The organism is Noviherbaspirillum denitrificans (genome assembly GCF_002211445.1).
GTDB classification, from domain to species: domain Bacteria; phylum Pseudomonadota; class Gammaproteobacteria; order Burkholderiales; family Burkholderiaceae_D; genus Noviherbaspirillum; species Noviherbaspirillum denitrificans.
This window is the reverse complement of sequence record NZ_LSTO01000001.1, coordinates 3,183,995-3,204,232: the sequence shown is the minus strand read 5'-3', so window position 1 is coordinate 3,204,232 and position 20,238 is coordinate 3,183,995. Positions and strand designations below refer to the sequence as shown.

Below are 20,238 nucleotides of genomic sequence, written 5' to 3'. Positions count from 1 at the left end.
GGCGCGCCCCCTGCCGCAAGGCTTCGTCGCCGGCATCGTGTCCGTAGGCGTCGTTGACCGGCTTGAAGCCGTCGAGGTCGAGACACAGGACCGCGAGTTGCGTCCTGTTGCGCGATGCACGTTCAAGCGCCTGTTGCAGGCGGTCGGACAGGAGCAGGCGATTGGGCAGGCCGGTCAGCCCGTCATGGTGAGCCATGCGGTTCAACTCGGCCTGGCTTTCGCTGAGTTTGAGCAGGAGCCTGTTGAACGCTTCGGTGAGATGTCCGACTTCATCGTTGCGCACGATCGGCAGCGGCTCGAGCGGGATCTCGCCGCGTGTCATGCGGTCCGCGTGGTCGGCAGCCCTGGAGAGGGGACGGAAGGTGTAGTAGATGCCGATCCAGGCAAGCATCAGGAACAACATGACCGCCGGGCCGCTGTTCCTGATCACGAAGTCCTTCAAGCGGGTGACGGTCGCGAATGCTTCGCTGGTCGGCAGCCTGGCAACCACGAACCATCCCGTGGTCGGCACGGATACCATGGCAGAAATTTCCTCTACGCCTTTCGCATTGACGGTGATTCCCGTGCCGCGGAACCCTGCCATCGCGCGGTCGTGCAGCAGGTTGACGCCGGCAGGCGGGGTGGGCTTGAGCGTCATGCTCGGATCACTGGCCGCGACAAAAAGCTGGTCGCGTGGCGACACGAGCAGGAATCCGCCTGCCTGCCCAATGCGGCTTGTTTGCAGCACATCGAGGAAATCGGGATCGGACAGTGTGATGATGCCTGCCAGTACCGCCTTGACCTGCCCCTGATCGTCGGTCAGCGGTATTGACATGGGAAGGACTGGTTCCCTGGCTGCCAGTCCGATCACCGGCCTGCCGATGTATGGCTTGCCGGCCAAGGCGTGCTGGAAATAGTCGCGCCCTGTGTAATTGATGTTGCTCCGTTCCGGTCTGGCGGGATAGTCCGCAATCGTCCGTCCCTCCCTGTCCGCAACGAAGATGCCGTAGGAGAAAAGCGGCACCAGCTCGTGATGGTCGCGCAGCCACAGGCGCAGCTTGTCGGGCTGGTCAAGCAAGTCCATCGGCAGGGACTCCTTCATCTGCTGCAAGAGCCGCTGACGCTGGATGATTTTCTGGTCGATGTCGTGGGCAACATAGCTGGCGAGCGCAAGCTGTTGCGCTGCAACGACCGAGCCGATGTCCTCACGCAGGAAGTTTGTCATCACGACAAATCGGATGACCGTGCCGACGATCGCAATGGCCGCTCCAAGCATGAGCAGGCGTGCGGTGATGCTGGTGGCGGCACGAGGCAGTTTCATTCGGTTATGGTAACCCGAATTTATTACCGCCGCGCAACCACCGATTGCCCGCTGTCGCCTGCAGAGATCAGGCTGGATATGCGTGCCGGTACGGCCGGCGTCCTGCTCGAATCCGGTGTCCAGCCATACAAGAAGCCCGTCGCACCGCCGCATACACGGCCCTGGCAAGGCCCCATGCCGCAACGCGTGTGGAGCTTGGCGCTGCGCCAGCTTGTCTGCATGGCGAGTTCGGCGTGCGGCACGTCCTCGCAGCGGCAGACAAGCGTGTCCGGCTTGCAGAGCGAACGCAACTCCGGGCGCAATGCGAACGCATGGGCGAGGCGGCGGGCGAATGCCTGCCAGCGGGCGCGTTCGCCGAAGAGCTTTTCCGCTTCCGCCAGTTTGCCGGTAGCGGCGAGCCCCGCGATCCTGCCCTCGATCCGTGCAAGGCCGACGCCGCCCACGCCGGTGCTTTCGCCTGCGCTGAAAACATGCGGCGCCGACGTGCTCTGGTGCGCGTCGACGGCAACTGCCCCCTGATCGAGCGCGCAACCGAATGCACTTGCCAGTTCGGTATTGGGGAGCAGGCCGAAACCGCAGGCGAGTGCATCGCAGGGGATATCGACAAGATCATTTCCACGCCGTACACGCACTGATTCGAGGCGCGCGTTTCCGCATGCTTCGACCGGGTAGCTGTTCGTCCAATAGGCGATGTTGCGGAGTCGTGCCTTCAACTGGATCGCCTGCCGCAGTTTCGCCGGTGTGGCAAACAGCGACAGCGCGAATTGCGCGAGCTTGTATTGCGGCGCCTGCTCGACGATGGCTTGGACGCGCGCTCCTTTTTCAAGCAGCGTGGCGGCAACGGCGAGCAGCAACGGCCCCGACCCGGCAACGACCACGCGTTTTTCCCCCACCGGATAGCCACCCTTCGCCAGTGCCTGCAATCCCCCTGCGCCGGTGACGCCAGGAAGTGTCCATCCCGGAAACGGCAGCAGCCTTTCACGCGCGCCTGTCGCCAGGATCAGGCTGCCGTAGCGGAAATGCAGTGGCTGGCCTCCGGATTCGGCCAGCAGCATGCGTTCATCGAGCGGCATCACGACGCGGCATTGCTGGAACATGGTCACGTTATCCATGCTACGCAGCGCTGCCCATAATGAGCGAGCGTCGGTGTGTGCCTCGGGACCGCCGCGCCAGATCTGTCCGCCGGCGTGCGGATTGTCGTCGATGACACCGACGCGCGCGCCGCTGCAGGCCGCGGCATGCGCGGCGGAAAGTCCGGCCGGACCGGCGCCGACGACGAGGACATCAACCGCGCGATTCAATTGCATTCTCCGTATTGGCCGTTTCCACCCGCATGCCGTTCGCGCACAGGGTCTGGCATGCAAGGCGATGCGGAACCCCGTCGATCGTGACCCGGCATTCCTGGCAAATGCCCATCCCGCATACCGGCGTACGCATTGCTCCGCCGATGGCGCGTCGTGTGAATCCGTTGCCCTGTATTGCCAGTGCGGCGGCAACGGTGATGCCTGCGGGAACGATGACGGCGCGGCCGTCGATCGACAGGGAGACGGTGTTATTCATGGACGTGCGTGAGTTCGGGAAAACGGGCGGGCAGGTAGGGCGCGACCGGAATCGCCGGCGGTGTGCCGGTGAACTGTGCGGCGAGCAGCGCGGCGGTGGCGAGCGAGGTCGTGATGCCCAGGCCTTCGTGTCCCGTCGCCAGCCAGACATTCGGCCTTCCGGGATGGGGGCCGATGAGCGGCAAGCCATCGCTGCTGGCGGCGCGAAAGCCGGTCCAGCAGCGCAGCGCGTTGAGCTGCGCGAGCATCGGCATGTAGCCGGCGGCATGCGCCAGCATGCGCGACACGATACGCATGTCGGCCTCCTTGCCGGTAACCCCGAACTGGCGCGATGATCCGATCAGCAATTGTCCGGTCGGGCGCGGCTGCACATTGAAGGCGACCGAGTCGCCATCGCCGGCATGCGCGCTCTTGATATAGCCGAGTTCCACCAGCTGGTGGCGCAGGGTGCCGGGATAGCGGTCGGTGATGACGAGATGGCCTTTCTTCGGGCGGATCGGAAGTTCGGGGCACAGGGACAATGCGGCAGCGCCGTTGGCAACCAGCACGGTGCGTGCGTGGATCATGCTGCCGTCACCGAGCAGCACGCCTTCCGGGAGCAAGGCTTCAGCGCGTGCTGTTACCAGCCGCACGCCCCGGGCGCGCTCGAGCAGGAAGCGCGCTGTCTTCGGCGGATAGACGATGCCGTCGCCGGGCACATGCAGTGCTCCCGCCAGGCCCGGACGCAAATGCGGTTCGGTGGCGTAGAGCGCATGTGCGTCCAGCAATTGGCTGTCGATATCCTGTGCCAGCAGCGTGTGCTGCTTGGTGCGTGCTGCTTCCCGTTCCTCATCGTCAGCAGCGAGCCAGAGTGTTCCGCAATGACTGTATTCGTGACGTGCGGCATTGCCGCCGGTGAGTCCGCGCCACAGGGAAAGCGAGTAAGCGGTCAGCGCCAGTTCCGCCGGGTTGTCGTCCATCACCACCAGATGCCCCATGCCGGCGGCCGTCGCGCCGCTGCCGACAGCGTCGCATTCGATGACGGTGACGCGCAAGCCATGTGCGGCGAGGGCGTCGGCACAAGCGGCGCCGATGATGCCGGCGCCGATGATCGCGATGTCGGTGTCCATCGACTGCCTCAGCGTATGCCCCAAATAAAGGGATCGCTTTCATCCAGCAGCAGCGTCGCCTGCGCATTCACATGCGCGCGGCCGCGGATCGACGGCAGGATGCGTCCCGCTGTATCGCCGCGCCGGTAGCTCGCCTCGAATACGCTGCCGATGATGCTTTCCTGCCGCCATGTCTGCCCGGGCTCCAGCTTGCCGTCCGCCGCGAGGCAGGCCAGCTTGGCGCTGGTGCCGGTGCCGCAGGGCGAGCGGTCGTACGCATTGCCGGGACAGAGCACGAAACTGCGGCTGTCATTGGCCGGGTCAGCCGGCGGGCCGAACAGTTCGACATGGTCAATCGGTGCGCCGTCGTCGCCGGTGATGCCGGCTGCTTCCAGCGCGTGACGCACACGTGACGCGAATGCGGTCAGCGGACCGGTGTTGTCCAGGCTCAGCCGCTGGCCATGGCGCTCGACCAGGAAGAACCAGTTGCCGCCCCACGCGACATCGCCCTCGACGCGGCCGACGCCCTCGACATCGACGCCAACCCGTTTGCGCGAGCGGTAGGCGGGGACGTTGTGCACGGTGACGCTGCCGTCGGCATGCAATTCGGATTCCACGATGCCGACCGGCGTTTCGATGCGATGGACACCGGTGCCGATGCGGCCGAGGTGGGCCAGTGATGCAACCAGGCCGATTGTTCCGTGGCCGCACATGCCGAGGTAGCCCACATTGTTGAAGAAGATCACGCCAGCGCTGCAGCTCGGGTCATGCGGTGCGCAAAGCAGGGCGCCGACCACGACGTCCGAGCCGCGTGGTTCGCAGACGGCGGCGGATCTTATATGGTCGTAGGCTTCGCGGAAGCGTTCGAGCCGCTGCGACAGCGGCCCGCTGCCAAGGTCCGGTCCGCCGGAAACGATCAGGCGGGTCGGTTCGCCGCCGGTATGGGAATCGATGACAGAGATGGTATGCATGGCGCCATGGTAGGCCTGGACATGACGGCCGTCTTGGCGCGGCACCCGCGCTTTCATGACGAGTTCGGCATAGTCGTTCTTTCCCGGAAAGTGTATTGACATAAATGAAAGCATCGGAGAATAAGGCAAGAATTCCGGAGAATTTGGCTAACGGAATGACAAGGAGCCGGAGAAAATAGCAGTCACCCCAACCACCGCCTTTTTCACTGGAGCCGTCGATGATCACACTCAATATCAATGGCAAGGCCACCCGCGTCGATGCCGAACCGGATACGCCCCTGCTGTGGGTCCTGCGCGATACGCTGCAGCTCACCGGCACCAAATTCGGCTGCGGCATGGCTCTCTGCGGCGCCTGCACCGTGCATCTGGACGGCCAGCCGGTGCGTTCCTGCAGCACGCCGGTATCGGCGGCAGCGGGCAAGAACATCGTCACCATCGAAGGCGTCGATGCCGAGCGCGTGGGCAAGGCGGTGCAGGCAGCCTGGCAGAAGCTCGACGTGGTGCAGTGCGGCTACTGCCAGTCGGGCCAGATCATGAGCGCCGTGGCGCTCCTGCGGACCAATCGCAAACCCACCGACGCCGACATCGACACCGCGATGGCCGGCAACGTCTGCCGCTGCGGCACCTACGTCCGCATCCGCGCAGCCATCCATGAAGCCGCCAATTCGCTGGCTTGAAAGGGGAACGAGCATGACGACTGCACGCATCGAAAATGAAAGCCGCCGCCGCTTCCTACAGGGCACTGCGGGACTGACGCTGGCCATCTACCTGCCGGTGTCCGGCGCTGCCGCAACCGGCAAGAAGGCCGCGATGAGTTTCGAGCCGAATGCCTTCCTGCGCATCGCCGAAGACAACACCGTAACCGTGATTTCCAAGCATCTCGAAATGGGGCAGGGCACCTATACCGGTCTCGCCACCATCGTGGCGGAAGAGCTGGATGCCGACTGGTCGCAGGTGCGCGTCGAAAGCGCGCCCGCCGACGCCAAGCGCTACAACAACCTGTTCTGGGGCGAAGCGCAAGGCACCGGCGGCAGCACGGCGATGGCCAACTCGTGGGACCAATTGCGGCACGCGGGGGCCTCCGCGCGCGCGATGCTGGTCTCCGCCGCCGCGCAGCAGTGGAAGGTGCCAGCCGCTGAGATCCGCGTGTCCAACGGCACGGTGACGCACCCGGGTTCCGGCAAGAAGGCCAGCTTCGGGCAGCTCGCCCGCGCGGCATCGGATGAAGCGGCGCCGGCCAGCGTGAAGCTGAAGGACCCGAAGGATTTCACCCTGGTCGGCAAGCGCATCCCACGCAAGGACAGCGTTGCCAAGACCACCGGCAAGGCGGTCTTCACGCAAGACATCCACCTGCCCGGCATGCTGACGGCGGTAGTCGCGCATGCGCCGCGTTTCGGCGCGCAAGTGAAGTCCTTCGATGCGACCCGCGCGAAAGCGGTCAAGGGGGTTGTCAATGTAGTGCAGATACCCAGCGGCGTCGCTGTGCTCGCAAAAGACACCTGGAGCGCGAAGAAGGGACGTGATGCCTTGTCCGTCGAATGGGACGAGAGCAATGCCTTCCAGCTCGGCAGCGAACAGATCATGGCGAAATACCAGGAGCTGGCGAAGTCGCCCGGCAAGGTCGCCGCCAGCAATGGCGACGCCGATGCCGCGCTGTCGAAGGCGGCCCGCACCTTCGATGCCGCGTACGACTTCCCCTACCTCGCCCATGCAGCGATGGAACCGATGAACTGCGTGATCCGGCTCGGCAAGGATGGCTGCGAAGTCTGGAACGGCGAGCAGATGCAGACCGTCGACCAGGCGGTGCTGGCCAAGCTGTTCGGCCTCGATATGGACAAGGTGCGCATCCGTGCTTTATGTGTAAAGATGAAGCTAGACAAAAAGTGAGTGAGCCAGCGGAGCTGCAGTGTTGCAGCAATAATTCCGCACTTCAGCTCAAAAAACTAGACAGCACCTCTTTATCCTGAAATGTCTAGTCAGCAAATCAAAAATGAACGTGAGACTTTTGTTGAAGCGTCGTTGAGTGTCTAGTAAAGGCGATTCGCCTTCATGCTATGTGCGCACTCAAATGAAATACCCGGGGTCCGGCTTCGATCAGAAGTACTACTTTTTTGATCCCTCTGCCCTGGATACTTCCGCATGCACGAGGGCGACCAAAGCGCTTGGCTCTATCTCCAATGCGCCTGCAAGCTTGAACACTGTGGTTAGTGTCGGCTGATACTCACCTAGCTCTAAGTTTGATATGTACTTTCGTTGTAGCCCTGCTTCCAAAGCCAGCGCTTCCTGCGTCATGCCTGCGGAAAGCCTCAACTGTCGCAATACTCTCCCAAAACTACTTGCAATTCCTTGTTCCAAAATTCCCCCTTGTTTTCGGGGAATCTCTCAAGTGCGCTATTATTTGTCTTCCCAGTATGCTGGGAATTCCATCCCGGCTCGGCCGATCCCTTGTTAAATAACCAATCTAGTCTTGCGTGGCTGCCATAACGCAGGACGTTCTTGAATCATGAATAAAAGTTTTGCTGAAGTCGCCGCCTCATATGGAAATTCATTGAGGGCATTCTTGGCTGCAAGACGCGCCGAGGCGCGCTTCGGTATCGGCGATTGGTTAGCAACGTTGACGCCGGAAATGCTAGATGAACTTCATGACCTGGCAGAATTTGCTACATCCAACGAAAGCCGGTACGACGGCGTGAACGTGCAAATCAAAGATCTTTGTGAAACTGCCCTTACTGCAGAAAGCTATCCAGGACGGGCCCCTAAAACGCCGAAAGAGATTGCCAACTCAATTAGGCACCTCCAAACCCTGATTTCCATCGTGGCGGTCTCTAGAGTCGGCTATATCAAGATTACAAAGACTCTCGCTTTGTCTTCACAAGCAAAGCGCAAATTCGTTGTAACAGATGCGGGGCGACAGATGGGAATACGGGTTGGCCCCCTTGGGATTTAACTCGAAGCGATGACTTTTGTACGGATACATGAGAACTACGCATGCTGAATCCATTTTGCTTCTTTCAAAGGAGCGCCCGTACTTTAGGGTTAGTGACGCGGAACAGGCAGGAGCACCGCGTGTAGCATTGACTCGCTTGGTAAGAGGGGGACAAATAGAGCGCGTGAGTCGAGGGCTATACCGAGACGCTAATGCCCCTATGTCCGAGCATGAAGAACTCTTGAAAGTTGCTGTTCAAATGAGGAAAGGAGTGTTTTGCCTCTTCAGCGCTTTGCGTTTTTTTCATATAGAAACGCATCTGGAGCGTGGCATTTGGTTAGCAGTCCCACCACAATACAAGCCGCCAAAAATAACTCCTTCAAAACTTTATTATGCTCGGCTCTCAGGTGCAGCGTTCTCGTCCGGAATCGAAACACATGTAGTGAACGGTTTACAAATTCGAGTCTACGGCGTCGCTAAAACGGTAGCAGACTGTTTCAGATTTCATCGAAGAATCGGCTTTCAAGTTGCACTGAATGCTCTTCGCCAGGCGTGGATCAGCAATCGCCTAGATATAGAAGAATTGCTGCACTATGCAAAGATTTTGCAGGTTGAAGAAGTCTTACATCCTTATCTAGCATCATTGATATGGCACAAACGAACTGAGTCGCCTTGAGTGCCTTGATGTCTGTTTGCACATCCGTAGATTCACATTTTGACCCGCATCGCACATTTAATACAGCGAACGTGAGATCTGCGCCATGGAGCGTCAGGAGTAACAAATCAACGACTTTTTCTGGGGATGGGACGGCGGAGATGGGCGAAGGCGATCTCGTTCTTCGCATATTCATTGCGGTGCAAAGAGTGATTTGCAAGACAAGCGCCACCGAGATTATGCACATGCTGCTGCACAAGACAGTAAAGAATCGGAGTGACTTCCTAACCCATGAGATCGCCCAAAGATTGCTCTATCTTGCGTTGCGCGAAACAGAGAAAGATTGGATCGTGCCGCCTATTGCGTGACGCAAGAAGCCAGCCAGTTCGACATCATGTTTGATGAGTGCATTCAAGTATGGGCATGAGTTGGTGCTTTGAAACGGCCTCACCGCACAGAATTTTTGATGCTACCAAGCGGTTCGGAGAGGTCCGAATTAAGAACCCAGCCGCTATCCGTTAAGACCGCCCAACCACGTCGCGTAAGTCGCCACTCCCAGTAGTCGAATCCATGGCGTGAATATTCAACGCATTCTCCGCTGTAATGGTTCCAAAATTCAGAACTCGTTCCACTATCACAGGACGTATTTTGATCGTTTGCAAACTTCGCCCGAATTCGATTGAACCAAGCTTCACATTCCGCAAGTGATCCAAACCGAGCTCCGGGTCCATTGCCTTCGTACGATCCATCAAGTGGGCTCAAGAACTGGTGTCTGTTACCAGTGCGATGTCCTGCGACGTACTCAGAGTCTTTGCACATATTCTCGGCATTCGTGTTTCAGTTAGCTTGACGCGTCTGGTTTAATTTGCGTTTAAATGTTCTCCTTAGAAAAGATGCTCTGATGCGGTGCGTCACTCAAGGAAAATCAGACAACTGCCCGAAAAATCCGCCCGTTTGTGTATAACTAAAATCTGTTGCTTATTTGAGACGAGCTTGCCTGTAGCCGACGCACTAGCTCCGGGAACTGATACATGAATCGAATATCACTGATCGATGATGGATGGCGACGCGCGAAAGGAACAGTCTTGTAATCGCAATCAGATCAGTTCGTTTTCGCCATCGACAGCTTTGAAGATTTCGAACTCGATGGCGAGAACCCCGGCCCGATGGCGTAGGACGACCGGTGCGGCGGGTGCCCGTAAGCCTTCCTCTGCTCAACTCAGCTAGCCGTGAATTCGCTGAGTACGTCGTCGCCACACGTGCCAGCACGACTTTCTCCACCTTCCTGAACGAAAATCGAGTGAAGGAACGCAACATTCGAGAAGTAATGTCATCTTCTTATTGCGGACTTTACATACGAATACATAAAGGATTTATGAATTCATAAATCCTTTATGTACTTTCATTCATATCCGGTCGGGCATCGAGTGAAATCCTGAGGTCGTACCATCGCTACCTGCCTCGTACATTAATTAGTCATTCAGTTCAAGTGGACAAAAAGCACACCGCTTGTGTCTTTTCTTGGCTCGCCTCCCAACCAATTAATAAATAAGCTGGTGAGTCATTGCACTATAACAACGCTGCCCGCGTGATGTTCGGATCGGTCCGAACTTAAGAAGACCCGAAGTGATCTGGGCGCGCCGCAGGCATGAGGGCAATGAAGCTGCCAATTTAGGCGAAGGAGACCCTTATGAACTTGCGTAACGTGCGGATTGGAACCCGATTGGGAATTGGATTTGCCGTCATCCTTGCACTGCTAACAGTGGTTGTCACGGTGAGCGCACTGCTGGTCAACCAAAACAGAAAAGCCCTCAAGGAAGGACTGGGAACTGCCAATTTGAAGGCAGATCTCGTAGCGGACATGAAAAGTGCGCTGATGCAAAGCGGCATAGCGATGCGCAACATGCTTGATATATCGACCGTCGATATTCAGAAGGAACGTGTCGAAAAGCAGAACGCCTTGTATAACCAGGCGTATGCAAAACTGATTGAGCTTCCACTTTCTGATGGCGAAAAGGACATTCTTGCTGAACTAAAAAAAATCGAGAAGAACCTTGCGCCGCAATACAAGATCGCGGTCTTGCAGGGGCAGAATATGAATTTTGAGGGCGCCGCCGCGGTAATCACCACATATATCGACCCACTAAACATGAAATCTGTGGCGGAGATTGACAAGCTGCTTGCCATCCAGCGTGAGGCTGAAAAGAAGGTACTTACCGATTCAGAGGCTGCGGACAGCGATCTTTTGTCGTTGCTTGTTGTTCTGACAATTATGGCAATCTGCATCGGTGCGTTGATTTCTTGGCGCATCACGCACAGCATTACTGCGCCGCTGAACCAAGCAGTTAGCGTTGCCAGCATCGTCGCTTCCGGAGACCTGACCACCGAGATCAATGACAAACATCGCGACGAGATCGCCCAACTGTTCGACGCACTGGGCAAGATGAACGGAAGCCTGAACTCCATCATCAGCGATGTCCGCAGCACCACCGATACAATTGGCGGCGTCTCGCAACAGCTTGCCGCAGGCAATGCGGACCTTTCTGCACGCACCGAATCGCAGGCGGGATCGCTGGAAGAGACAGCCTCGGCAATGGAAGAGCTGACTGCGACCGTGCAGCAGAACACTGAAAATGCGCGTCAGGCCAACCAGTTGGTGCAATCCACGTCGGCCATTGCCACCAAGGGTGGCGAAGTTGTTCGGAACGTGGTCGATACCATGGCGTCCATCAAGGACAGTTCGCGCAAGATTGTCGATATCATCAGCGTCATCGATGGCATTGCATTCCAAACTAACATCCTTTCCCTTAATGCGGCTGTCGAAGCGGCACGTGCGGGAGAGCAGGGACGCGGTTTTGCTGTGGTCGCCGCTGAAGTGCGCAACCTAGCGCAACGTTCCGCGTCTGCGGCCAAGGAAATCAAAGCGCTAATCGGCGATTCCGTCGACAAGGTTGATTCGGGAAGCGAACTAGTCAACCAGGCCGGCTCTACAATGGAAGAGGTAGTCAGCAGCGTCAGGCGCGTGACCGACATCATGGCTGAGATTCTGGCGGCCAGCGAAGAACAAAGTGCCGGTATCGAACAGGTGAATAAGGCCATCAACGAGATGGACAAGGTCACGCAGCAAAATGCTGTGTTGGTGCAGGAGGCTGCATCAGTCGCCGGCGCGATGCAAGAAAGAGCGAGCGTACTGGCTGATGCGGTCGGGGTATTCCGCGTTATTCACAAAAGTCACACCATGCTTGCATTGGAATAGCTCGTATCCCAAATTGCGGCCGAACACAACGTGCTTATTCAGCGCGTAATACGAATACTTGCTGTGCCAAGCACGAAGTCGCACAGTTTCGTTGTGTTACTCGCTGATCGCATGCGCGCGGAGGCGTTGAACTGACCGCTTTTTCAAGGGTAAACGTCTCGCTTTTTACTAAACTTAATTGAATGTATTACATATACAAGGCACGACTCAGCCGAACGGCGTAGTCCGCATCCGGGTTCGTTGTAGTGTCACCAATGCGCTCTTGCATTGCCTGGACCGCCAGGTCGCGTCGCTTGGGCAGCCGAGATCTTTCGGCTGCAGTCAGCGCCGCTTGAAGCTCCTCGCGGATCAAATCTGTGCAATACCCAGGCGCGCCAGGTTGCTGTCGCCAAGAGTCTGCAAGCATGCCCGCATCGACGGCATCGAACCCAGTGTCCTCAACTAGCGACATTCCCACCTTACGATCCACTTCCCGATCCGCTGCAACAGGAATAGCAATGCGGCCCGGTGTTCCCGGAGGTGTTCCCTTCCTTGCAAAGGAGTCCGATCCGATTGCATTCCACGCCTTCACGATTGGTCGTCCCAACTGCCGAGCCACCCATTCGCTTTCGACTTGCCCCGCTTCAATGGCTTCAATCTTCCCATCCCGAAATGGGTAGTAGTTCGAAGTATCGATAACGACCGTCTCGGCACTCAGCTTAGTGATAAGTGGTGCAATTTCAGGAAGGCGATTTAACGGGACAGAGAGAATAACGACGTCGACGTTCTCCACGGCGTCCGTCGCCGTGACTGGGCGTGCGCCAAGCTCTAGTACATCAGTCTCGATAGTCTCGGGGCTCCGCGAGTTGGCTACCTTCACGTCATGCCCAGCCGCACCGAGCGTACGTGCCAACGTCTTGCCAATGTGTCCGGTACCAAGAATTCCGATCTTCATCACATTTCCCTTCAATAACGACAACTACTCGCAAGCTGTTCGATGATTTCAAATACATCCTTCATTACGAGTTTCGAATACCTGAAGGAGTTCTTTATCTGGTTAAAGCTAGGGACACGATCAAGGACACTGTCCCCAGTAGCATCAGAGCGCGTCAATACTATGCGTAATCATTTCAGCCCTTCTAGCGTGGCGCACTCACCGTTCGAACTCAACCAACAAATCCTTTGCCGCTACAACAGCGCCCGGTTTGACATGGGTTTGTTTCACGATGGCATCCCGTTCGGCCCGGATCATGGTTTCCATCTTCATAGCTTCGATGGAAACCAGCGGGTCGCCCTTGGCTACCTTCTGCCCGGGTTTCACCGCCAGCGTCACGATCATGCCTGGCATGGGCGCACCGATGTGGCTGGCATTGCCATCCTGCGCGCGTGGATGCGTGACCAGCTTCAGGGCACCCGCCTTGTCGATGCGCACCATGCGTGCCTGTCCGTTGAGCTCGAAGAACAGCTTGCTCTGGCCTTCTTCCTCCAGTTCGGTGCGCCCTTGCAGGCGCATCATCAGTGTCTTGCCCTGGTCAATATCGACCGAGATTTCCTGGCCTTCCTTCAAGCCATAGAAGAACACCTGCGTGGGCAGCACGCTCACGTCGCCGTAGTTGCGGCGATGCTCAGCATAGTCGCGAAAGACCTTCGGGTACATCAGGTAAGACGCCAGTTCCTGCTCGGAGATCGCACGGCTGACCGCCTTTTCTGCTTCTTCCTTCGCCTTGGCCAGGTCGACCGGCGGCAGGTTCGCTCCCGGACGGCCGACCATCGGCTTGTCGCCCTTCAGGACCTTTTTCTCCAGCTCCTTGGGGAAACCGTCGGGCGGAAAGCCGAGTTCGCCCTTGAACAGCGAAATCACCGATTCGGGGAAAGCAATTTCCTTGTCAGGATTCTTCACGTCCTCCGGCGTCAGGTCGTTGGCGACCATGAACAGCGCCATATCACCCACCACCTTCGAGGTCGGCGTCACCTTCACGATGTCGCCGAACAGCTGGTTGACGTCGGCATAGGCTTGCGCAACTTCCGTCCAGCGGTGGTCGATACCCATCGCGCGCGCCTGCTCGCGCAGGTTCGTGTACTGGCCGCCCGGCATTTCGTGGCGGTACACGTCCGAAGTGCCGGACCGCATGTCCGCTTCGAAGGGCTCGTACTGGCGGCGCACGCCTTCCCAGTATTGGGAGATCGCGAACATCGCCTGCTTGTCCATCTTCGGATCGCGTTCCGTGCCCTGCAGCGCGGCAGCGATCGAACCGAGGTTGGGCTGCGAGGTCAGGCCGCTCATCGCGTCCATCGCCCCGTCGACCGCGTCGCATCCGGCTTCCACGGCTGCCAGCACGGAGGCGGCGGCAATGCCGCTTGTGTCGTGCGTATGGAAGTGAATCGGCAGGCCCACTTCTTCCTTCAACGCCTTCACCAGTTCACGTGCCGCGTGCGGCTTGCACACGCCGGCCATGTCCTTGATGCCGAGGATGTTGACGCCGGCCTTCTCCAGTTCCTTTGCCATGTTGACGTAGTACTTCAGGCTGTACTTCGGACGCGTCGGATCGAAGGGATCGCCGGTGTAGCAGATCGCGCCTTCGCACAGCGCACCGGATTCGCGCACCGCGTCGATGGCCACGCGCATGTTTTCCACCCAATTGAGCGAATCGAACACGCGGAACAGGTCGACGCCGCCCCTGGCTGCCTGGTCGACGAAGTGCTTCACCACGTTATCCGCGTAGTTGGTGTAGCCCACGGCATTGGACGCGCGCAGCAGCATCTGGAACAGGATGTTGGGCACCTCCTCGCGGAGTTGCGAGAGGCGATCCCACGGGTCTTCCTTCAGGAAGCGCATCGCCACGTCGAAGGTCGCGCCGCCCCAGCACTCCATCGAGAACAGGTTGGGCAGCATGCGTGCGTAGTAGGGCGCGATGGCACGCATGTCGGCGGTGCGCATGCGGGTGGCAAACAGCGACTGGTGCGCGTCGCGCATGGTGGTGTCGGTCAGCAGGACTTGCGGCTGCTCCTTCATCCACTGCGCAAATTTCTCCGCACCCAGTTCCTTGAACTTGTCGCGCGAGCCTGGGAGGATCGGTTCCGAGCGATGCACGGTAGGCAGCAGCGGCGTCGGGATAATGCCCTCGACGCCCTTGCGTCCCTTCATCTCCGGATTGCCGTTGACGACGACATCGCCGATGAAGCGCAGCAGGCGCGTCGCACGGTCACGCCGCTTGGCAAACTGGAACAGTTCCGGGGTGGTATCGATGAAGCGCGTGATGCATGCACCCGACTTGAACTGCTCATGGTTAATGACGTTCTCGAGGAAGGGCAGGTTGGTCGACACGCCACGGATGCGGAACTCGCGCAGCGCGCGGTCCATGCGCGCAATTGCCTCGTCCGAGGTCGGCGCCCATGCGGTGACCTTGACCAGCAGCGAATCGTAGTAGGGTGTGATCACCGCGCCCGAGTAGGCTGTACCGCCGTCGAGACGGACACCGAAGCCCGCCGCGCTGCGATAGGCGACCAGTCGGCCGTAGTCGGGGGTGAAATTGTTTTCCGGGTCTTCCGTCGTCACCCGGCATTGCAGCGCGTGGCCGTTCAGGCGGATATCTTCCTGCGCGGGGATGCCGGCGCCGTGTTCATCCTTCTCGCCGATGGCCATGCCCTCGGAGACGCGGATCTGCGCCTTGACGATATCGATGCCGGTCACTTGCTCGGTAACGGTGTGCTCCACCTGGATGCGCGGATTGACCTCGATGAAGTAAAACTTGTTGGTGTCGGCGTCCATCAGGAATTCGACGGTGCCGGCGTGGGTGTAGTTGACTGCGCGACCCAGGCGTAAAGCCGCATCGCAAAGCTCGGTGCGGGTCTGGTCGTCGAGATAGGGCGCGGGCGCGCGTTCCACCACCTTTTGATTGCGCCGCTGTACCGAGCAGTCGCGCTCGAACAGGTGTACCAGGTTGCCGTGCTTGTCGCCCATCAGCTGTACCTCGACATGGCGCGCGCGGCGTACCAGCTTCTCGAGGTACATCTCGTCATTGCCGAATGCAGCAAGCGCTTCGCGGCGTGCAACTTCCAGCTGGCCCGGCAGTTCGGCTTCCGATTCGATCACGCGCATGCCGCGCCCGCCGCCGCCCCAGCTAGCCTTGAGCATCAGCGGGTAGCCGATCTCGGCTGCCATCTTCTTCGCCTGCTCGATCTCATGCGGTAGTGCCTTGGTTGCCGGCACGACAGGTACGCCGGCTGCGACCGCGGCATTGCGTGCCGCTACCTTGTTGCCCAGCGTGCGCATGACCTCCGGCTGCGGGCCGATGAAGGTGATGCCGTTCTTGGCGCAGGCTTCTGCAAAGTCGGGATTCTCCGAGAGAAAACCGTAGCCGGGATGGATCGCATCGACATGCGCTTCCTTCGCGATCCGAATGATGTCGTCGATGTCGAGGTAGGCGGCAATCGGCTTCTTGCCTTCGCCGACGAGATAGGACTCGTCCGCCTTGAAGCGATGCAGGGCGAACTTATCCTCATTGGCATAAATGGCGACGGTGCGGATGCCGAGTTCGGCGGCCGCCCGCATCACGCGGATGGCGATCTCGGAGCGGTTGGCGACGAGGACTTTGTGGATCGTGCGCATAGCTTGGCTTAAGAAATGAGTGAATCAGGTCGAGTACTGTCCTATCCGGGCCATTGGAAAAGCGGGTACGAACTGACACAGCGGAGTTCTGCGGATTGGTGTGGATGCCTTGGCTTTAAGGGGATGGACAACCGAAAGATGCGGCGATCCATCAGGAAACCATCAATTTCGGGTTCAGACGGTACCGGCACGGCGAGAAAGATTATGATCAATAACGCTGGGCAGCAGACTTTCACTCATCAATTCCCCGTCTGACAAGTATCCTACTAAATGCAAAAGACATGCTGCGCAGCGCGGTATATGCGCCAAACAGCATGTCTCATGACTCTACATCGGTCACTGCATACTGATCGTCGTGTTGACGCCTGTAGATACGTCATCCTCGAACCAACGAGCGGTCACAGTCTTGGTCTGCGTATAGAACAGCACCACCTGCTTACCATAGGGACCCAAGTCACCTAGCTTCGAAGCGCGCGATCCTGTGAACGAGAACATCGGTACTGGCACTGGGATCGGCACGTTAATACCAACTTGGCCCACATCGATGTCTTCCTCGAATTTGCGAGCTGCAGCGCCGGATTGCGTAAAGATCGCAGTACCGTTTCCATTGGGATTGGCATTGATCAAGGCAATGGCATCTTCAAGAGTATCTGCCTCAGTCACGCAGAGAACTGGCCCGAAAATCTCTTCATCGTAAATCACCATGCCAGGCTTCACTTTAGAGAAAATCGTCGGGCCGACAAAATTACCTGCGCTTATCTCGGTGGACGGATTGCGGATGCGTCCATCAAGTTCCAACGTAGCCCCTTGCTGTTCACCCCGCGCGATCATGGCCTCGACCCGTTCTTTTGCCGCACGTGAGATCACCGGCCCGAGGTCTGGATTGTCCTTTCCCGGCCCTACGCGCAACGCTCTAGCCTTTGCTACAAGATCCGGAATCCAGTTGCGCGCCTCGCCGACCAAAACCGCAACAGGTAATGCCATGCAGCGCTGGCCTGCCGCGCCAAACGCCGCGCCCACAAGTGCGTTCAAGGCCTGTTCCTTGTTTGCGTCTGGCATCACAATGGCATGGTTCTTTGCACCCATCATGCATTGCACGCGTTTGCCGGCGAGCGTTGCGCGTTCGTACACATGCGTACCAACCCTGGTTGAACCAACGAAGGAAACCGCCTTAATGTCCGGGTGGTCGCAAATTGCATTGACGATGTCGGCTGCGCCGTGAACGACGTTCAGCACTCCCTTCGGGATGCCAGCTTCTAGCGCCAACTCCACCAAGCGCATTGTGACGAGTGGATCCTGCTCGGAGGGTTTGAGGACGAAGGTATTGCCACACGCAATAGCCATCGGAAACATCCAGAGCGGAATCATTGCCGGAAAATTGAATGGCGTGATTCCTGCACACACGCCGATAGGCTGCAGCAGCGTGTAGGTATCCACGCCTTTGGCTACGTTATTCGCGAGCTCACCTAGCTGAAGGTTACCGATTGACGCAGCATGCTCTACGACTTCGAGTCCGCGAAACACATCGCCCTCGGCGTCAGCCAAGGTCTTCCCCTGTTCAGCGGTAAGAGTGGCGGCCAAAGATTTAATGTTGTCACGAATGAGTTGCTGGTACTTTAGAAATACGCGGGCACGCTGGCCGATTGGCGTCTTGCGCCATGTAGAGAACGCCGCTTTCGCGCTTGCGACTGCAGCTTCCATCTCGGCTGGGGTTGCCAGTGGCACACGTGCAAGGACTTCTTGTGTGGCGGGGTTAATGACATCCCTCCACTCCGTGGTCTTGGATTGCACAAATTCGCCGTTGATCAGCAGCGGCACGAGTGGAACGGAAGGGTAAGTCATCGATATCTCCTTGTAGGGGTAATGTACAGTCGAAGCGTACCAACGCCTTCCACGTTAATGAAAGGCAAAACATCCACAAGCTTTGTGCATTAATTGATCAATCTTCAGGAGCTGTAAGGACGCTCAGAAAGATTAAGCCCGGATGGGAAACTGTCAGGTACTAGGGTGGACGCCTTCGATAAGGAGCATTACTATTTGGAAAACAGTATTCCCGATACTCTTAAATATTGACTGATTTTTATGGGCAACAGAAAGCCGACTCAGAGATGGGATGATTTCAGGTATTTTCTCGCTGTGGTGCGAACGGGCACACTATCCGCTGCAGCGGACCTCCTTGACACGCAACATACAACTGTTGCCCGTCATATTCAGGCACTTGAGGAGCAGTTGGATGCCCGGCTTTTCCTGAAAAGTAATACTGGTTATGGCTTAACGCCGGCTGGCGAGCGCCTACTGGAACTGGCAGAAACCATTGAAAGCTCGATTCTCGCCGCACGGGGCGTTGCAAACCAACGCGATAAAGCTATATCGGGTACGGTTCGTATAGGAGCGCCGGATGGTCTAGGAAGCACTTTCCTGGCGCCGCGTATGCATATTCTCACTGACAAGCACCCGGCGCTTAACATTGAGATAATGGCAACAACGCGAATATTCAGTTTATCGAAACGGGAAGCCCACATCGCGATCGGGTTCTCACGAACCGAGCACGCGCGAATTGTTTCGCGACGCCTAACCGACTACCGGCTTTTCGTTTATGCATCAGCCGATTACCTTCAGTCAGCGCCCTCAATTAAGACGAAGGAAGATTTTCGACAACATCCTTTCATTGGCTACGTTGAAGAATTCGTCTTCTTTCCCGAACTCGACTACCTCAACGCAGTCGTCAACGGGATTACCCCGAAGTTGCGCAGTACCAATCTACTGGCCCAACTTTACGCCACGCTATCCGGCGGTGGGTTATGCATTCTTCCAGTATTTATCGCGTCCAATTTTCCTAACCTCGTTGCCGTATTACCCGAGCAGGTCTCGCTGACACGTAGCTTCCATATGCACATTCATGAAGATCATCGAAAGGCTCCGCATGTTCGTGCAGTAGCAGATTTCATCGCAGCAGAAATCGAAACGAACGAACAGCTATTTTTGGCCAAACCTGGTGAGACAATTTTGCAGCGCTTACCATTCGGCGGTGCCACGACCTGAAGTCGTAGTAAGCTGACCGTTTCTGCGTGTGTCTCGCCAACCCATGCGTTGTATGCAATCCCGTTGTCCGCTTCCAAGAAAGGTCAACGGTTAGTGGCATTTATGGCAACCGTAATTGATAGAAGCTGTTAGAACGTCAATTCCATTGCACCCGCTCCTTCCAACTGCTTAAATCCGCTGACCTGACTGCATGGCTGCCGACGCGTGCTTGCGTCAACGTTACGTGCGACCGTAAAGATGGCTGCGCGATCAGCCGTGTGGCGCGCCACTATCTAGGATTCGCGTAAGCCATACACCATGCCATCTGTTGCTGTCAGTGCATGCGGAAACGTGCTCGCAGATTGGTGCCGATCTCCACGCCGACGCGGGTAGATATCCTGCACAAGCCAGGTTAGGTGGCTTTTTCTAGCTTTGTGTGCCAATGCGCAGCGCCGGCACGTTTAAATCATCCGCATCTATGCATGCGACCACAATTTCCAGTATCAGGCAAGCTCGTTTTTGCACAACCGATCACTAATAATGGACTAACTCAAGAGTGACTAAGTAACTACGCTTTGGGTGCAACAGTAAAATAATTTAAGGAGACGATCTTGCTGCTTTGTACTCAAAAACGTAGTTCAGCTTTAATGTCGGCTTTTCTGACGAAGGACCGACGGCCGGTATACGCAGGCATTACTGGCTTCATCGTTTGCGCGGTGGTTGCCGCGTGTGGCGGAGGAGGCAATCAACCGCTTCAAGCGGGAGGCGGCAATCAACAATCTTCAGCGGTCGCTTTATCGTGTGACGATGGAATGAAGACTGCGTTGACCATTGGCGATACGACTGTTCTAGCGGTGAAGCAGTTCAAGCAAGG

Annotated in this window: 17 protein-coding genes and 1 pseudogene; 9 read left to right on the top strand and 9 right to left on the bottom strand. The window is 57.7% G+C overall.

Annotated elements, in window-relative coordinates; all coding sequences use genetic code 11:
- The 5 genes from AYR66_RS15490 to AYR66_RS15470 all read right to left on the bottom strand — a co-directional run.
- The coding region (locus tag AYR66_RS15490; protein WP_206047189.1) for a diguanylate cyclase domain-containing protein at nt 1-1,300 on the bottom strand (1,300 nt) is incomplete at its 3' end.
- A 23-nt stretch (nt 1,301-1,323) separates the two neighbouring features.
- Complete coding sequence (locus tag AYR66_RS15485; protein WP_088708244.1) at nt 1,324-2,601, bottom strand: NAD(P)/FAD-dependent oxidoreductase; 1,278 nt, start codon at nt 2,599-2,601, stop codon at nt 1,324-1,326.
- The gene (locus AYR66_RS15480; RefSeq protein WP_088708243.1) at nt 2,585-2,860 is read right to left on the bottom strand and encodes a (2Fe-2S)-binding protein; all 276 of its coding nucleotides are present in this window, start codon (nt 2,858-2,860) and stop codon (nt 2,585-2,587) included. The genes AYR66_RS15485 and AYR66_RS15480 overlap by 17 nt, the downstream gene beginning before the upstream one ends.
- The gene (locus tag AYR66_RS15475; RefSeq protein WP_088708242.1) at nt 2,853-3,968 is read right to left on the bottom strand and encodes an NAD(P)/FAD-dependent oxidoreductase; all 1,116 of its coding nucleotides are present in this window, start codon (nt 3,966-3,968) and stop codon (nt 2,853-2,855) included. The genes AYR66_RS15480 and AYR66_RS15475 overlap by 8 nt, the downstream gene beginning before the upstream one ends.
- Before the next feature lie 8 nt (nt 3,969-3,976).
- Nucleotides 3,977-4,918 (bottom strand): 4-hydroxyproline epimerase, encoded by a 942-nt coding sequence (locus tag AYR66_RS15470; RefSeq protein ID WP_088709837.1) that lies wholly within the window; start codon nt 4,916-4,918, stop codon nt 3,977-3,979.
- A 218-nt stretch (nt 4,919-5,136) separates the two neighbouring features.
- On the opposite strand from AYR66_RS15470, the gene AYR66_RS15465 reads away from it, so the two are divergent.
- The gene (locus AYR66_RS15465) at nt 5,137-5,595 is read left to right on the top strand and encodes a (2Fe-2S)-binding protein (RefSeq protein ID WP_088708241.1); all 459 of its coding nucleotides are present in this window, start codon (nt 5,137-5,139) and stop codon (nt 5,593-5,595) included.
- Between the two features lie 13 nt (nt 5,596-5,608).
- Nucleotides 5,609-6,805, top strand: coding sequence for a molybdopterin cofactor-binding domain-containing protein (locus AYR66_RS15460; RefSeq protein WP_088708240.1), 1,197 nt, complete (start codon nt 5,609-5,611; stop codon nt 6,803-6,805).
- 216 nt (nt 6,806-7,021) lie between these two features.
- On the opposite strand, the gene AYR66_RS15455 is transcribed toward AYR66_RS15460, so the two are convergent.
- The gene (locus AYR66_RS15455) at nt 7,022-7,237 is read right to left on the bottom strand and encodes a helix-turn-helix transcriptional regulator (RefSeq protein ID WP_272938368.1); all 216 of its coding nucleotides are present in this window, start codon (nt 7,235-7,237) and stop codon (nt 7,022-7,024) included.
- A 184-nt stretch (nt 7,238-7,421) separates the two neighbouring features.
- Here AYR66_RS15455 and AYR66_RS15450 point away from each other — a divergent pair, with 184 nt between their 5' ends.
- The 5 genes and pseudogenes from AYR66_RS15450 to AYR66_RS30435 all read left to right on the top strand — a co-directional run bounded on the left by AYR66_RS15450 (nt 7,422) and on the right by AYR66_RS30435 (nt 11,755).
- Nucleotides 7,422-7,865, top strand: a complete 444-nt coding sequence (locus AYR66_RS15450) for a hypothetical protein (protein WP_141104086.1) — start codon at nt 7,422-7,424, stop codon at nt 7,863-7,865.
- A gap of 28 nt (nt 7,866-7,893) precedes the next feature.
- Nucleotides 7,894-8,037 (top strand): annotated as a pseudogene (locus tag AYR66_RS30585) (type IV toxin-antitoxin system AbiEi family antitoxin domain-containing protein); the annotation flags it as partial.
- A gap of 27 nt (nt 8,038-8,064) precedes the next feature.
- Complete coding sequence (locus tag AYR66_RS15445; protein WP_234814913.1) at nt 8,065-8,520, top strand: type IV toxin-antitoxin system AbiEi family antitoxin domain-containing protein; 456 nt, start codon at nt 8,065-8,067, stop codon at nt 8,518-8,520.
- A gap of 140 nt (nt 8,521-8,660) precedes the next feature.
- Nucleotides 8,661-8,867 carry a hypothetical protein gene (locus AYR66_RS15440; protein ID WP_088708236.1) on the top strand — a complete coding sequence of 69 codons (207 nt, stop codon included), beginning with the start codon at nt 8,661-8,663 and terminating at the stop codon, nt 8,865-8,867.
- A gap of 1,322 nt (nt 8,868-10,189) precedes the next feature.
- Nucleotides 10,190-11,755, top strand: a complete 1,566-nt coding sequence (locus AYR66_RS30435) for a methyl-accepting chemotaxis protein (RefSeq protein WP_088708235.1) — start codon at nt 10,190-10,192, stop codon at nt 11,753-11,755.
- Between the two features lie 187 nt (nt 11,756-11,942).
- Here AYR66_RS30435 and AYR66_RS15430 read toward each other — a convergent pair whose 3' ends face one another.
- The 3 genes from AYR66_RS15430 to AYR66_RS15420 all read right to left on the bottom strand — a co-directional run bounded on the left by AYR66_RS15430 (nt 11,943) and on the right by AYR66_RS15420 (nt 18,185).
- Nucleotides 11,943-12,689 (bottom strand): NADPH-dependent F420 reductase, encoded by a 747-nt coding sequence (locus tag AYR66_RS15430; RefSeq protein ID WP_088708234.1) that lies wholly within the window; start codon nt 12,687-12,689, stop codon nt 11,943-11,945.
- Nucleotides 12,690-12,887: 198 nt separating this feature from the next.
- Nucleotides 12,888-16,343 carry a pyruvate carboxylase gene (locus AYR66_RS15425; RefSeq protein WP_088708233.1) on the bottom strand — a complete coding sequence of 1,152 codons (3,456 nt, stop codon included), beginning with the start codon at nt 16,341-16,343 and terminating at the stop codon, nt 12,888-12,890.
- Between the two features lie 336 nt (nt 16,344-16,679).
- Entirely contained in the window at nt 16,680-18,185 is a 1,506-nt protein-coding gene (locus tag AYR66_RS15420; protein WP_088708232.1) for a CoA-acylating methylmalonate-semialdehyde dehydrogenase, read from the bottom strand.
- Between the two features lie 240 nt (nt 18,186-18,425).
- On the opposite strand from AYR66_RS15420, the gene AYR66_RS15415 reads away from it, so the two are divergent.
- Together AYR66_RS15415 and AYR66_RS29605 are read left to right on the top strand one after the other, a co-directional pair.
- A complete protein-coding gene (locus AYR66_RS15415; RefSeq protein WP_088708231.1) occupies nt 18,426-19,385 on the top strand; it encodes a LysR family transcriptional regulator in 960 nt (319 codons plus the stop codon).
- 590 nt (nt 19,386-19,975) lie between these two features.
- Nucleotides 19,976-20,238, top strand: a 263-nt coding sequence (locus tag AYR66_RS29605; RefSeq protein WP_206047188.1) for a hypothetical protein, incomplete at its 3' end; no start/stop codon positions are given.

Excerpts from the sequence above, each read along its gene's own strand:
- AYR66_RS15480 (WP_088708243.1), bottom strand. The coding sequence starts at position 2,860 with ATGAATAACACCGTCTCCCTGTCGATCGACGGCCGCGCCGTCATCGTT.
- AYR66_RS15475 (WP_088708242.1), bottom strand. The coding sequence starts at position 3,968 with ATGGACACCGACATCGCGATCATCGGCGCCGGCATCATCGGCGCCGCT.
- AYR66_RS15470 (WP_088709837.1), bottom strand. The coding sequence starts at position 4,918 with ATGCATACCATCTCTGTCATCGATTCCCATACCGGCGGCGAACCGACC.
- AYR66_RS15465 (WP_088708241.1), top strand. The coding sequence starts at position 5,137 with ATGATCACACTCAATATCAATGGCAAGGCCACCCGCGTCGATGCCGAA.
- AYR66_RS15460 (WP_088708240.1), top strand. The coding sequence starts at position 5,609 with ATGACGACTGCACGCATCGAAAATGAAAGCCGCCGCCGCTTCCTACAG.
- AYR66_RS15450 (WP_141104086.1), top strand. The coding sequence starts at position 7,422 with ATGAATAAAAGTTTTGCTGAAGTCGCCGCCTCATATGGAAATTCATTG.
- AYR66_RS15445 (WP_234814913.1), top strand. The coding sequence starts at position 8,065 with ATGTCCGAGCATGAAGAACTCTTGAAAGTTGCTGTTCAAATGAGGAAA.
- AYR66_RS15440 (WP_088708236.1), top strand. The coding sequence starts at position 8,661 with ATGGGCGAAGGCGATCTCGTTCTTCGCATATTCATTGCGGTGCAAAGA.
- AYR66_RS30435 (WP_088708235.1), top strand. The coding sequence starts at position 10,190 with ATGAACTTGCGTAACGTGCGGATTGGAACCCGATTGGGAATTGGATTT.
- AYR66_RS15430 (WP_088708234.1), bottom strand. The coding sequence starts at position 12,689 with ATGAAGATCGGAATTCTTGGTACCGGACACATTGGCAAGACGTTGGCA.
- AYR66_RS15425 (WP_088708233.1), bottom strand. The coding sequence starts at position 16,343 with ATGCGCACGATCCACAAAGTCCTCGTCGCCAACCGCTCCGAGATCGCC.
- AYR66_RS15420 (WP_088708232.1), bottom strand. The coding sequence starts at position 18,185 with ATGACTTACCCTTCCGTTCCACTCGTGCCGCTGCTGATCAACGGCGAA.
- AYR66_RS15415 (WP_088708231.1), top strand. The coding sequence starts at position 18,426 with ATGGGCAACAGAAAGCCGACTCAGAGATGGGATGATTTCAGGTATTTT.